The organism is Pantoea sp. DY-15, assembly GCF_019795935.1.
Lineage (GTDB): Bacteria > Pseudomonadota > Gammaproteobacteria > Enterobacterales > Enterobacteriaceae > Pantoea > Pantoea leporis.
Genome location: NZ_JAIMIF010000001.1, coordinates 573,763 through 587,267, shown reverse-complemented (window position 1 = coordinate 587,267; position 13,505 = coordinate 573,763). Strand labels below are relative to the sequence as shown.

10 protein-coding genes are annotated in these 13,505 nt (G+C 56.0%); 1 reads left to right on the top strand and 9 read right to left on the bottom strand.

Annotated elements, in window-relative coordinates:
- Positions 1 to 94: 94 nt before the first annotated feature.
- From ldtD to cmoM, 5 genes are all read right to left on the bottom strand, one after another.
- Positions 95 to 1,924 carry a L,D-transpeptidase gene (gene ldtD / locus K5Y32_RS02810; protein ID WP_222181747.1) on the bottom strand — a complete coding sequence of 610 codons (1,830 nt, stop codon included), beginning with the start codon at positions 1,922 to 1,924 and terminating at the stop codon, positions 95 to 97.
- A 156-nt stretch (positions 1,925 to 2,080) separates the two neighbouring features.
- Complete coding sequence (gene mukB, locus K5Y32_RS02805) at positions 2,081 to 6,547, bottom strand: chromosome partition protein MukB (protein WP_222181746.1); 4,467 nt, start codon at positions 6,545 to 6,547, stop codon at positions 2,081 to 2,083.
- Complete coding sequence (mukE, locus tag K5Y32_RS02800) at positions 6,544 to 7,278, bottom strand: chromosome partition protein MukE (RefSeq protein ID WP_222181745.1); 735 nt, start codon at positions 7,276 to 7,278, stop codon at positions 6,544 to 6,546. The genes mukB and mukE overlap by 4 nt, the downstream gene beginning before the upstream one ends.
- The gene (gene mukF, locus K5Y32_RS02795) at positions 7,259 to 8,581 is read right to left on the bottom strand and encodes a chromosome partition protein MukF (RefSeq protein ID WP_222181744.1); all 1,323 of its coding nucleotides are present in this window, start codon (positions 8,579 to 8,581) and stop codon (positions 7,259 to 7,261) included. The genes mukE and mukF overlap by 20 nt, the downstream gene beginning before the upstream one ends.
- Entirely contained in the window at positions 8,578 to 9,363 is a 786-nt protein-coding gene (cmoM, locus tag K5Y32_RS02790; RefSeq protein WP_222181743.1) for a tRNA uridine 5-oxyacetic acid(34) methyltransferase CmoM, read from the bottom strand. The genes mukF and cmoM overlap by 4 nt, the downstream gene beginning before the upstream one ends.
- A 124-nt stretch (positions 9,364 to 9,487) precedes the next feature.
- Here cmoM and elyC point away from each other — a divergent pair, with 124 nt between their 5' ends.
- Positions 9,488 to 10,273 (top strand): envelope biogenesis factor ElyC, encoded by a 786-nt coding sequence (elyC, locus tag K5Y32_RS02785; RefSeq protein WP_222181742.1) that lies wholly within the window; start codon positions 9,488 to 9,490, stop codon positions 10,271 to 10,273.
- Here the strand turns inward: elyC and K5Y32_RS02780 are convergent.
- The 4 genes from K5Y32_RS02780 to K5Y32_RS02765 form a co-directional block, all read right to left on the bottom strand.
- Complete coding sequence (locus K5Y32_RS02780; protein ID WP_222181741.1) at positions 10,253 to 11,146, bottom strand: YcbJ family phosphotransferase; 894 nt, start codon at positions 11,144 to 11,146, stop codon at positions 10,253 to 10,255. The two genes, elyC and K5Y32_RS02780, sit on opposite strands and share 21 nt — an antisense overlap.
- A gap of 110 nt (positions 11,147 to 11,256) precedes the next feature.
- Positions 11,257 to 12,006, bottom strand: a complete 750-nt coding sequence (gene kdsB / locus K5Y32_RS02775) for a 3-deoxy-manno-octulosonate cytidylyltransferase (RefSeq protein WP_049851021.1) — start codon at positions 12,004 to 12,006, stop codon at positions 11,257 to 11,259.
- Positions 12,003 to 12,185, bottom strand: coding sequence for a Trm112 family protein (locus K5Y32_RS02770; protein WP_007887424.1), 183 nt, complete (start codon positions 12,183 to 12,185; stop codon positions 12,003 to 12,005). Before K5Y32_RS02770 ends, kdsB begins: the two co-directional genes overlap by 4 nt.
- A gap of 90 nt (positions 12,186 to 12,275) precedes the next feature.
- On the bottom strand, positions 12,276 to 13,493 hold the full coding sequence (locus K5Y32_RS02765) for a winged helix-turn-helix domain-containing protein (protein WP_222181740.1): 1,218 nt from the start codon (positions 13,491 to 13,493) through the stop codon (positions 12,276 to 12,278).
- Positions 13,494 to 13,505 lie beyond the last annotated feature (12 nt).

The following is a 13,505-nucleotide window of genomic DNA, read 5'->3' as shown; positions in this document are numbered from 1 at the left end:
AATATGTTGCAGAAGACCAAAACCAGCTCAAAATCAAATTTTCGAGACTGGTCTTGGTTAAATTCATGTGAAGAGAAAACAGCCAAATCAATTACTAGAGTAACAACTGACCGGCTTTATGCAGTACCTGACTACCGGAACGGGCGGGATTATCATAATTGTAAATATCTGTACGATATTGCGGCTGGCCGTCATCTGCGACCCATGCGGTTAAATAGTAAAGGTTCACAGGAATACGATGGCGAATCGGCACGTAACGGGTATTTCCCTCTTTCAAGGTGTCTGAGATACGGCCGTCGTTCCAGCCCACATCCTGCAACAGCAGATCGGCCAGTTCTGAGGCTTTATTCACGCGCACACAGCCCGAACTGAGCGCACGAATATCGCGCTGGAACAGGTTATGGTTCGGCGTATCGTGCAGATAAATCGCATCCGAACTCGGCATGTTGAATTTGTAGCGACCCAGTGAGTTGGTTGCGCCCGGCGCCTGTCGAATGCGATACGGGAAGCTCGCGGCCGACACCATACGCCAGTCAATCATCGAAGGATCGATCACTTCCGCATCCGCACTCCAGCCCGACAACAGCGTATAACCGTGCTTATACAGATAAGTCGGATCCTGTTTCACCTTCGGCACAATATCCTGGCGCACCAGCGTGGTTGGCACGTTCCACGGTGGATTGAGCACCACATTATTCAGCGCGCTACGCATCAGCGGCGTTTTGCGGTCAGGACGACCCACAATCACGCGTGATGACAAAATGGTTGCGCCGTTGTTGTAGTAAGTCAGCGAATAGTTGGGAATGTTCACCATGATGCCGTTATGCATATCATCCGGTAGCAGACGCAGGCGCTGTATGTTGAGCGCCAGCAGCGAAGCACGCATCTGCGGTGGCACATTCAGCCATTCACGGGTACGCGGACCAATTGCGCCGTCATCGGCCAGTCCCTGCCAGTGCTGGAAGCGTTTAACGCCCTCCACCAGCGCAGCGTCATACACGTTGGGTCCGGTTGCCGTCGGATTAGCAGCCACATTATTGGCCACTTCAGGCGTCGCAGCGAGTGCCGGAGCCGCATCAATATCATCAAAGTTTGCCGCAGACGGGCTCACCGCCACCGGCTGATTGCTTTGGCTCACCGGAACCGGCGCAGTTGGCACCGCGTCTTCCGCCGGCGTTGGCGTAGTACTATGGCTGGCGGTCAACATGCCGGTGCGTTGCAGAATCTCACGCAGCGCAGGCACATCATTACTGATCTGCCCTGGGCGTAGCGTAACGGTATCACGCAGCTGTGGCCACGGGCGATCGTCGGTGAGTAGCGTTTTCAGCGCATTATGCATTGGCGCATATTGCGGATGCTGCGGTTGCAACGAGACCACAAAAGTCCGGCTGCCGCCGCCGTTCACCGCATTTTGCCACTGATTGATGGCCGTGAGAGATGGCATGGTCAGCTTGTAAGGCACATTGCTGTAGAGCCAGGTTTCGCCCTGTGTCGGCACATTGGCAACAAACTGCAGATAGCCAAGCATCGCATCACTGAGCACGATGTCGCGCGCCAGGCCTTTGATGTTCGGATTGGTCAGACGCTCAACCCAGCGGGTGAATTGCGGCTGCACGCCAGAGAGCGCCACTTCCGCCAATTGCTGCTGGAAAGCCTGCACCGCTTGCGGGTCTTGCCATAGCGGAGCCATATCGCGCGACGCATAAATACCGGCTAAACCGGGCAAATAGAAAGGTTGTTCAGTGGCGCTGAACGCCTGCTGAATCTGCTGCTGGCTGGCAGCAACCGACATCGAACTGTGGTGCGTTGAATTGGGTAGCGTGGAGGTGATGGCCGCATGGCTCACAGCCAGCGGCGATAGTACCAGTGACAAACCGAGTGCTACTGCAGCACGACTCATTTTGCTCTTATTGTTTAGCAACATCCCTGCCCCCTTCTCACCAATGACATAGCGCCCTGTGATCGCCATGTACAGCCATACTCATAATGTTGAGTATACGAATAAAAAACGGCATCTGCCTCTCAGTGCAGATGCCGCATACAGATTAAACGTAGTGCTGTTTTTTAACCAGATTAAGCGCTATGAATTCTCATATTCAAGACCGACCTTAGGACTTTGATCCTTGCTCGGTGCAGGATCTGCCGAGAAGCCGCGCAGCCCAACCACATGCACATGTTCGGTGTTATTGAACATTTTACGCACCAGTTTGTAGGTGGTGCCTTTTTCCGGGCTGATGTTCTCTGGCGCCGCGATGATCAGCTGCATCTCCAGACGTTCGCACAGCTCAAACAGTGTGGCGATCGAACGCGCATCAAGACGTGCCGCTTCATCAAGGAACAGCAGACGACACGGCGAAATATCTTTGCCGCGCAGACGACGTGATTCCTCTTCCCAGCTCTGTACCACCATCACCAGAATCGACATCCCGGTACCGATCGCTTCACCCGTCGAAAGCGCGCCACTCTCCGCACGCAGCCAGCCGTCAGTACCACGGTTCACTTCCACTTCCATCTCAAGATAGTTGCGGTAGTCGAGCAGCTCTTCACCGATGGTTTGCGGCGTGCGCTGGCCCATATCGATCTGCGGATTCAGGCGCTGATAGAGTTTCGCCAGCGCTTCCGAGAAGGTTAAGCGGTTGCTGGTAAACAGATCCTGATGCTGTTCATGCTCTTCCGACAGCGTATCCAGCAGCGTTGAGTGCGCTTCACGCACGTTCACGTTAAGGCGCACGCTGCGCACCTGACCAAAGCTCACCGCCTGCAAACCCTGGTTCAGCTGGCGAATACGGTTCTGCTCGCGCTGGATGGTTTTGCGAATGATGTTCGCCGCACTGCGCGAGCTGATTGCCAGCGTCTGTTCACGCGCCGTCAGCTCTTCGGTCAGACGATTCAGCTCAATCTCCATCTGTTCGATGGCTTCAACCGGATCGTCGGTACGAATGATGTCCTGGCGGATACGTTCGCGCAGATGCTGATACACCGCGATAAAGAACTGAATCTTACGTTCCGGACGTTTCGGATCTTCGGACATACGCAGCACATCGCGCAGATGCTCGTTATCCGCTACCGCCAGACGCAGCGCACCCAGCGCCTTATCCGACATGGAACGCAGCTCATCGCCGCTGAGATAGGCCAGCTCGCGACGATGCAGACGACGCTCGACGCCATTCTCTCTAACCAGGCGCAACACCGTGCACCAGCCCGCTTTCGCGCTGACCACCTGCTCACGAATCTGATGATAATCGCGCTCCAGCTTGCGCAGTTTCTTCTGCAGGCTGTCCATTTCGGCTTCACAGAAGGTGATCTGTTTTTCCAGCTGGTTGCGACGCGCACGGTTGTGGCTTAGCGCGCTATACAGCTCGTCACGACGAATGCGCGCGCGCTCTTCTGCGCTGGCATCGGCATGCACGCCGATATCCTGCATCTCTTGCTGCAACTCTTTCAGCATGTCGCGTTTGGCATCGTAAGAACTTTTCAGCGAAGCCAACACCTGCGAATACTGCGTCAGCTGCGCCTGATGTCCACGAAGACGTTCGCGCGCGCGGCTGCGCTCGCCTTCCGCCTGCTCCAGACGCTGACGCAACTGCTCATTGAGATCGCTGTTGCCACCCAACATGCCAGCCGAACTTTCATAGTTGAAGTGCGCGCGGCGCTGCACCACTTCGGTCAGTGCAAAGGCTTGCTGACGCGCATCACGCTGCTGCTGCTGTGCCTGCTGATAGTCGCGCTGCAGCTGATCGTGCTGCTGCGGATCGCTTTGCAGTACCGCAATCAGCGGTTCCAGCTTGCTGAGTTTGCTGCCGTGCTGATGCAGGAAACGCGCGGCTTCCTGTGCTTCTTCAACGCGCTCGCGGATCTCTTCACAGCGATCGCCGAGCGTGTCGTCGAGCAGCAGATTAACGCGTGGCAACAGGCGGTTCAGCTGGCTGACGCCCTCTTTTGCCTGCTCAAACTGCGCGCGCTGCTGCTGATTGTCATTCTCATGCTGCGCCAGCTCCCGCTCAAGCTCGCCACGACGGCTATTAAGCTGACGAATCTGCGCTTCTGGATCTTCATCAAACGCCACCGCTAAATGGCTGCCGATGAAGCGGCTAAAGGATTGATGCAGACGCTGAGTTTTCTGCACATCAAACGACAGCGTGGCATAACGTTCAGCCAGCTGTTCACGTTCGTTGTTCAGCAACTCAAGCTGGTTTTCACGCGCCGCGCGACCAAACAGCGGCACTTTTGGGAAGCGGGAGTAGCGCCACTGACGCTCAGCCACTTTCACCACCACCGCTTTTTCCAGCTCTTCAACGCTAAATACGCTGTCGTCAAAGGCTTGCGGATCGCCTTCAATCAGATAGAGATCTTCCGGGCACTCGTCTAAACCGTCGAGCAGGTCGCGCACCAGCGACAGATCCGGCACCACGATGGCGTGACGCGATGGACCGTATAACGCTGAGAAGTACGGCGCGTCATCCAGCGTAACGTCATCATAAATTTCCGACAGCAGCACGCCGCCAAAACGTTCCGCCAGCTGCGTCAGGCGCGCATCTTCCGCGCCGCCCGGTTGGCTCAGACGTTCAATCTGCTGCTCAACTTCGCGTTTACGCGCGGCCAGCTCGTCGCGCTCAACGGTGGTTTCACGCTCGCGCTCCAGCAGTTGCTGCATAAATTCGGTGATTTGCTGGCTGCTGGTCAGCGCCTGACCAGTTTGCTCGCTCAGCTGCGTCAGGATTTCCTGCGCCGCCAGCCAGTGTGGCGCACGCGCGGTCAGCGCAGTAATGCGTTCACGCAGCTGCTCCAGCTCCTGACGCATCAACATGCGGCGTTCACCGGCATCGGCAACGCTGCTATTCAGTTGCTCAATCTGCGCTTCGAGTTCTCGCTGCAAGCCGTCCAGCGCATCCGCATCGTATTGCTGGCCCTGACGTTTGCAGAAATCCGCCAGCAAACGCTCAGCATCATGCTGCTCACGCAGACGGGTTTCTAATTCATTGAGGCGCAGACGCAGCGAGGAAAGCTGTTCGGCCTGGTGGCGCTGATTGCCAGCGTCGCGCAGTAATTCGCGCCCCACTTGCCACGCATCCTGACGACTGACGTCACCGGCGATGCTGGTAACTAACGCTAACGCTTGCTCAAACTGGCTGTGTGCCGCTTCGGCGACGCTCAGTTTCTGTTCCAGACGCAGCAGGCGCTCGGTGGCTTCCTCTTCACGCGCCTGGAAGGTTTCCTGCCATTCGGCCGCGTTATCGATAGTTAAATCAGGCAGCTGACACTGCGTACGCGCCTTTTCCAACGCCTGCAAGGCTTGCTGATACTGGATTGCCCGCGTCTGTTGCACGTCGAGCGCCTGCTGGAAATCGGCGAGTTGGCTTTTCAGCTCATCGACTTCCACCTCAGCTGCTTCGGCACGTGCTTCATTCTCTTCCTGCACTTCGCGCGCTTCGGCAACCACTTCGTTCTGCTCTTCGAGGCGATAGGTCAGCTCTTCCAGATCGGCATCGTAACGCTCGATTTTTTCCTGCTGGCGCATGGCGGTTTGCACCAGATTCAGATGGTCGCTGGCGCCCTGATAATCGCTTTCCAGATCGCTCTCAGCACCGCTGTGCTCGGACAACTCGCGCGCCATTTCAATGTGGCGATACTGTTCGGAAATCAGTTGGTTGCGGCTGGTAAACAGCTCATTACGCAGCTGCAGCGCGCCGTCGAGGTGAATACGACGCTCGTTGGCGTGGCGCATGTAGTCAGCGGAAACGTAGTTGGTAGCTTCCGAGATCAGATGCTTAAACAGGTCGCGATCGGATTGGGTGACGCGAATCGCTTCCAGCGTCATGCGGTTTTCCCGCAGCGCGGCTTCCATATCCTGGAAGGCTTTACGCACACCGCCGTTTTCTGGCAGCAGGTAATCGCGCAGTGAACGGGTGATAGCGCTAGAGATACCGCCGTACAGCGAAGCTTCAATCAGGCGATAAAACTTACTGCGATCGCTGGCGTTACGCAGACGACGCGGCACCACGCCGAGCTCGAACAGCACCGCATGGTAATCGGTGACCGAGTTGTACTGTTTGAATTGCACGCCTTCCTGCGCTTCCACACGCTCCTTCACTTCCGTCAGCGGCAACACGCGCGCCTGACGGTTATTAAGGATTTCGGTCAGCATATCGGTCGCCTGTGAATCGCTCGGCAAGCCGTGAATACTGAATGGTTTGATATCGACCTTTTTATCGCGTCCCGCCACCTGCTGCAGACGTACACCAACGATCACGCGCTGATGGCGTGAGTTGACCACATCCAGCACCGAATAACAGACGCCGGCGCGTAGCTTGCCGTGCAAACCTTTATCACGCGAACCGGAAGTTGCACCGGCTTCGGTGGTGTTACGGAAGTGCAGCAAGGTTAAGTCAGGGATCATCGCCGTCACGAAGGCGGCCATGGTGGTGGATTTACCCGCACCGTTACCGCCCGAAAGCGTGGTGACCAGTTCATCAAGATCAAAAGTACGGGCAAAGAAGCCGTTCCAGTTGATCAGCGTTAGCGAACGAAATTTACCGCGTTCAATCATGCTTGTTCATCCTCCGCGTTATCACTCGCGTCGCTTTCAGCGTCAATATCGTTATCTGCTTCATCGTTCTCAGTCGCAGCCGGCGCACTTTCCAGCGTCATCGCTTCACCGTCACGTATCAGGCGCAGCTGCGCTTCACGCGCATCGTCACCGCTGCGCACGTCGGCGCCAAAGCGGAACACTGATTCGGTGATGCGGAATTTGCTGCTGTCGTTGCCCATAAACCACACCATGCCGAGACGGCGCAGGCGGCTCAGCGACGCACGCATTTTTTCCTGCAGCTTGGCGCGATCAAGATCGGAACCGGTGGAACGCTGATTGACCAGCTTGAGCAGCTTGCTCTCATCGGCCAGCGACAGCAGTTCGTCGTACAGCTCTTGCTGGGTAAAAATCCCTTCATTCGCCAGACGTTCCGGGCTGAGATAGAGATAGCAAAGAATTTTGCCCACCATCATATCCAGCTCGGACAACACCGAGCGCGGAATCAAAGTGGTTGAACGCGGACGCAGATAGAAGAAGCCTTCCGGCGCGCGGATCAGCTCAACGTTGTAGCGCGCGTAAAACTCTTCGAGATATTCCTGGTAATCCATCAGGAAGGCGTGATTATCCAGCTCTTCAATGCCAACGTGGCGACCCGCGCGTAACTGGCTATCGAGCGCCGGGAAAATCGGGTTTGCCAGAGCCAATGCCAGTTTGACTGGCATCACTTGTTCAATATTTGTCGATGACATGTGCCTGCACCTTGGCTCCGTAATCATTAATGGCCTGCCATTGCGCAGGCAGACCGGCTAAATCAGCTTCGGCCACGCCGAGTCGCACCGCTTGATCGATGACGATACGCGCCAGATCAAAGTGGCGCGCGCGCGGATACTGCGACAGATATTCGCGCATCACCGTGGCCAGATGGAGCGGCTTCTGCTCCTGCTTATAAATCTGCAGCGCCTCTTCGATCATCGCGGCCAGCTGCTCGCGAATCTCATTAAACTCTTCGTATTCCATTTCCGGCGGCAGCTCGCCCATCACCTCGTCATTACGCAGCGTCATCTCTTCATCGCGCATATCGTAAAGACGATCGGCATTGGCGTAGGTCAGCGCCCACGGCTGATCGAAATAGTTTTGCACCGACAGGCGTAAACGCTGCGCAAACACGCGGTTCTTATCCATGTCGATGGCGGTACGAATAAACTTGTGTACGTGGCGGTCGTAGCCGATCCACAGATCGATAGCCTGCTGGCCCCAGCTGATGATGCGATCGAGCTTGTTTTGCAGGTCAAACACCAGCTTATCGACAAAGCCCAGATCCGGGCTGCTCAGCGTCGCATCCTGGATGCGCAGCAGGTTGGCCTGCAGCTTATCGCCGGCCGCCTCCAGCGTATCCTGCAGTTCACGCAGCGTACCGGACGTTTCCGACAGCAACATTTCACAGCTGGAGATCGCCGCGCGCCAGTCTTTGTTAAGCAGATCGGCAATATCGGTTTTCACCGCTTGCTGCTGCTCATCCATCAGACGCTGCGTCATGTCGATGCTATCGAAGATTTCCGCTACCGAATATTTCAGTGGCGCAAACACGTTGCGATGCCAGTGGAATTCGTCACCGTCTTCTTCGGCGGCATCTGCGGCACGTTTCAACTCCTGCGCCACAATCGACAGCTGCATCGACAGGCGCAGCGTGGAGAACTCGCGCTGGCGGATGTAATAGTCGGTAATGCCGATGGCGAGTGGCGTCAGGCGATAGATGGCGTGCCCTTCCGTCAGCTCGCTGGTAAAGCGGTTCAGCAAGCGCTGACGCACCATGTCATTAATGGCGTTATTGGCACGGACCTGCACGGTTTCGTGGGTTTGTTCGAATGCTTTGCTAACGTGACGAAACGCGTCAATCAGCTCGCCTTCACTCATCTCGCCGTCCATGCGCTCACCGTTTAAGGTGGCGATGGCCAGCAAAAAGGCCAGACGTTCTACCGGCAGCGCAAGCGAAAAATCGTTCTTGCGCGCCCATGCCACCAATTCGGGGACCGTCTGGGAAAATTCGCTCATAGTTGATCCTTCTGGCTGGGTTTGCGCGCGGTCACGTGGATATAGCGCCCTAAGCTTAAAAAGGGCTCCTGGCGACAGAAACGCCGTTCCATCTCAATGATTTCCTCAACGCTCTTCCCTGCGCCGGGTTGCGGCTTCATGTAATCACAGAAGACGCGAATACCCGCACGCCGTTCAATTTCAAATCCGCAGTTTGTCAGCCAACGCGTCACATCATCCGGATCACGCGGGAAATCGGGCGACAGCGTGCGCTTTTTACGTTTGCTCATATTGGCGCGCATATAGCCGAAGTTGCCAAGCGTCAGGGTGCGGAAGGTTAAGCCGTGCGCGTTGTAAAACATCAACGACAGCACGCCGCCGGGCTTGAGCGTGTGCCACAGCGCTTGCAGCACCTCTTCCGGATGCGCGACCCATTCCAACACCGCGTGAAACAATACCAGATCAACCTGCGTATCCAAATGTTCGCCCACCTGCTGGGCGCTAATTTGTTTGAATTGCATGTTGTGGCTCACACCCGCGGCAAGCGCATGGGCTTCCGCCAGCTTCAGCATCTCAGTAGAGAGATCGCACAGCACAACCTGATGACCGCGCGCCGCCAGGCCGCTTGAGACTTGTCCCACGCCGCCGCCGGCATCCAGCACCTTCAAGGATCCGGCAGGCAATGTCGGTAACAGAGCTTCCAGTTCGTCCCAGACAATTGCCTGGCGCACTTGCCCTTTGCGCGTGCCATAAATGTTCTGTGAGAATTTGTCCGCCAGATCGTCAAAGTTACGATCCTGCATGATGATGGCTCCGCTTTGCTGCATTCAACTTGTGCTATTTTGTCACAGGCTCAACAAGAATGAACCTTTCATGCCGCAGTAACCGTCTGGCAGCTGTTTTTTTGGACAAAAGAGGCCATATTCGATGTTTTTCGCATTTAAAAAAGTCATTGGCGGGATGTTGCTTCCCTTGCCGCTGCTGTTATTACTGATGGCGGCAGGACTTTTGCTGCTCTGGTTCAGCCGCTGGCAAAAAAGCGGCAAAATCCTCATCTCTTGCAGCTGGCTGCTGCTGCTGATTTTGAGCCTGCAGCCGGTTGCCGATCGCCTGCTGTCACCGCTGGAAAATCATTATCCCACCTGGAGCGGTAACGAGCCGGTCGATTATATCGTGGTGCTCGGCGGCGGCTATACCTTCAATCCGAATTGGGCACCGAGTTCAAACTTGATTAATAACAGTCTGCCGCGCGTGGCCGAAGGTGTGCGTCAGTGGCGGCGCTATCCGCAGGCCAAAATGATCTTTACTGGCGCAGCAGCCGGCGAAAACCCACGCAGCAGCGCCAGCGTGGCGGCCGAAGTGGCGGAAAGTCTGGGCGTGCCATCAGCAGCGATTATTCAGTTGGATCAACCAAGGGATACGATTGGCGAAGCTCGCGCGGTGAAACAGACGATTGGCGAACATCCGTTTTTACTGGTGACTTCCGCCAACCATCTGCCGCGGGCCATGCATTTCTTTCAAAGTGCCGGCATGAATCCGCTGGCCGCACCGGCGAATCAGTTGGCGGTGACCTCGCCGCTAAACTGGTGGGAACGCGCTATTCCGTCACCGCTGTGGCTGGCACACAGTGAGCGCGCGATCTATGAAACGCTGGGACAAACCTGGCAGAAGCTGCGCGGTGACGATCTCACCTCAACCCAGCCAGGGGAGTAATTGCGCGCGGGCGTGATCGAAGCGCGGACGGTCAAACTGTCCGCTGCTGACCAACGTGTCGACGCAATCCCACAGCTGATACAACCAGCGCCGCCAGAGGAAACCTTCCGCCACGGGCGCGCGCTGTAGATAGTGCTGCAGCAGTGAAGCTTCTGCGCCGCTATCCGCCAGGCGCATCAGATCGTATTCGCGCGGAGCCCAGAGAATGTTACCCGGCTGCATCATGGCAATAAGCTGATCGCTGTGCGCATCTTTTAACATACTGGCTAAGCGCAGGTTGCCGTGCATCAATACGCAGGGATCTTCAAATCCGTTGAACAGACGCGGTAATAGCTGACGGCTGCGAAACAGAATCTGACGATCTTCCAGTGTAAAAAACGGCGGTGACAAATAACCCAGCGTTGACCACAACACATCCACTCGCTGGCGATACCATGCGGGCCAGTTATTTTCCTGCACGCTGTCCACGCTGCCGACTAAGCCATGGCTGTCGATACGATGCCACGCTAGCACGCCTTCGACGATCTGTTCGCACAGCTGTTCCCAGCGTGCTGCGCTGCGGGCCGGAGCTTCCGCAGAAACACCGTTAAAGCGTGCCATCAGCAACATTTCATGTACCGGCTTTTGCTGGCTAAGCACCAGACCAAACACGGCGGGCACGGCGATCAAGCCATCATGACCGAGCATGGTAAGTTTTTTGGCTTCCAGCGCAGCGCGTCCCTGATGGCGAAAATATTTCGCCACCAGCGGCATCGGTTTACCGGCGTTATCGTAAAGCGCATACAGCCGCGTGTGCGCCTGCTCGCTAATGGTTTCGAGACGACTGATGCTTTCACCAAGCACCAACGCGAGTTCTGAACGGAGCTGTTCCATGCAATATCCTCCGAAGTCAAAGGGCTGGAATATGCTGGAGGTGATGGCGGCGCAAAGCTTAGCGCCAGATCAAACTTTAAGGCCAGCGAGAGCCGCTGGCCGGTCGGAGATTAACCCTGCATAGCGAGACGAACCCGCTCAAGGTCTTCCGGCGTATCCACCCCAACACTTGGGATAGTTTTTGCCACCGCGACGTGAATCTTTTCACCGTACCACAGCACGCGCAGCTGTTCGAGCAACTCAATGTGCTCCAGCGGGCAAGGTTCCCACGCAATGTAGCGACGGATGAAACCGGCGCGATAGGCGTAGATACCAATGTGGCGGAGCAGCGTGTCGCCAATCTGCTCGCGCGAACGCGCATAACGCTCGCGATCCCAGGGAATGGTGGCGCGTGAGAAGTAGAGCGCATAACCTTTGGCGTCCATCACCACTTTCACCGCGTTCGGGTTAAAGGCTTCTTCTGCATCGGTGATCGGCACCGCCAGCGTCGCCATCCCGGCTTCAGATTGCGCCAGATTACCTGCCACCTGACGTACAATCTCCGCCGGGATCATCGGCTCGTCGCCCTGCACGTTAACGATGATGGTGTCGTCGGCAAACTGATACTTTTCGATCACTTCGGCCAAACGCTCAGTACCGGACTGATGATCGACCCGCGTCATGCACACTTCGCCGCCAGCCGCCGTTACCGCCGCAGCCACATCCGGATGATCGGTGGCGACAATTACGCGATCGGCACCCGATTCACGGGCGCGTTCCATAACGTGCAGCACCATCGGTTTACCCTGAATATCCACCAGCGGTTTGCCGGGCAGACGGGTTGAAGCATAACGTGCAGGAATAATGGCAACAAAACTCATGGATGGATCTCTTCAACAGACAGCGTACGCGCTTCCACTTCCAGCAGCACTGGAATACCGTCACGTACCGGGTAAGCCAGGCCATCCGGTTTACAGATCAGCTCTTGCTGCTCTTTGTTGAAATAGAGTTTTCCGTTGCATACCGGGCAGGCAACGATTTCGAGTAAACGGTGATCCATAATCTTCTCCATTCAGGACCGCTTCAGGCGGTTAGCATATCATAATAGCGTGCGCGTGAATGGCGCACTCAAGCCAGAAAAATGGCGGCTTTATTCACCAATCGACCAGCGATTTGACCAGGCAGCCAGCAGTTCTGCCGGCGCATTTTCGATAATCACTTCATTGGCACCTTGCCACGCAGCAAAGCGATTAATGGCTTTTTGAACGTCACTAAGGAAAGCGTTACTGACGCGTGTGCTTTCTTCCAGCCAGAATGCACGAATCACTAATTGCTGCGCCTGACGCTCCATTTTGGCGTCGATGCGCGCTTTCAATAAGCCGCGATGTAGGACAGGCAGGACAAAGTAACCATATTTGCGCTTCTCCGCTGGCGTGTAGCACTCAATACGATAATCAAAATTAAACAGCTCCAGCGCGCGACGACGATCCCATACCACCGGATCAAAGGGTGACAACAGCACGGTATGCGTGGCCGAGAGTGGCTTTTCCAGCAGCGGCAATAATGCGTGGTGTAACCACATTTCGCCCAGTTGCTCGACCTCAACACGCACAATTTCTCCGCGCGCAGCCGCATCCTCAAGCCATGACTTGAGCGGTGCGCGTTTGAGCCGGTAATAATCGGCTAACCAACTGCCACGGAAAATGCCGAGGCTGCGCGCGCTGTGACTCAACATCTGTATCACCGCTTCGTCTTCACTCAGCGCATGCTGTTCATCAATCCATTCTGGCATTACACGGCTGTGCAGATCGTAAACCCGCTGGAAGTTACGCCGCTCCACCACCATCAACTGACCGGCGCTGAACAAATTCTCTAGATGACGCTTATGCGGTTTCCACGCCCACCAGCCCGGTTTGGTCTGTTTATCATTACTGAAATCAGCGGCTCGCACCGGACCATTGGCGGAGATGTGTTGCAGCAGGTCAGTGATTTCCTGTTGATGTTCCTCGACCCACTGTTGGTTGTATTTCCAACCAAGTCGCTGCGGTTCCAGCATGCGATGGCGCAGCAACGGGTAATCTTCGAAGGGAATAAAACAGGCTTCATGTGCCCAATATTCAAATAACGCGCCCGAGGCCAACGCCTCTTCCAGCCAATTGGCCTGATATGCACCAAGGCGGCTAAACAGCACCAGATAAGGACTGCGTGCCACCACATTAATGGTATCGATTTGCAGCAAAGACATCTGACGCACAGTCGCGTGAATATCGGCAAAGCGCGCCCGGCGGCCCAAAGGACGTAACAGTCCCTGAGCAGCCAGATGCAGATGACGAGCAGTTTGCAACGAGAGGGAAGCGACGAGGTTCATGGCTCCATTCCC

Bases quoted from the DNA above. Each gene is read 5' to 3' on its own strand.
- ldtD (WP_222181747.1), bottom strand. From the start codon at position 1,924: ATGTTGCTAAACAATAAGAGCAAAATGAGTCGTGCTGCAGTAGCACTC.
- mukB (WP_222181746.1), bottom strand. From the start codon at position 6,547: ATGATTGAACGCGGTAAATTTCGTTCGCTAACGCTGATCAACTGGAAC.
- mukE (WP_222181745.1), bottom strand. From the start codon at position 7,278: ATGTCATCGACAAATATTGAACAAGTGATGCCAGTCAAACTGGCATTG.
- mukF (WP_222181744.1), bottom strand. From the start codon at position 8,581: ATGAGCGAATTTTCCCAGACGGTCCCCGAATTGGTGGCATGGGCGCGC.
- cmoM (WP_222181743.1), bottom strand. From the start codon at position 9,363: ATGCAGGATCGTAACTTTGACGATCTGGCGGACAAATTCTCACAGAAC.
- elyC (WP_222181742.1), top strand. From the start codon at position 9,488: ATGTTTTTCGCATTTAAAAAAGTCATTGGCGGGATGTTGCTTCCCTTG.
- K5Y32_RS02780 (WP_222181741.1), bottom strand. From the start codon at position 11,146: ATGGAACAGCTCCGTTCAGAACTCGCGTTGGTGCTTGGTGAAAGCATC.
- kdsB (WP_049851021.1), bottom strand. From the start codon at position 12,006: ATGAGTTTTGTTGCCATTATTCCTGCACGTTATGCTTCAACCCGTCTG.
- K5Y32_RS02770 (WP_007887424.1), bottom strand. From the start codon at position 12,185: ATGGATCACCGTTTACTCGAAATCGTTGCCTGCCCGGTATGCAACGGA.
- K5Y32_RS02765 (WP_222181740.1), bottom strand. From the start codon at position 13,493: ATGAACCTCGTCGCTTCCCTCTCGTTGCAAACTGCTCGTCATCTGCAT.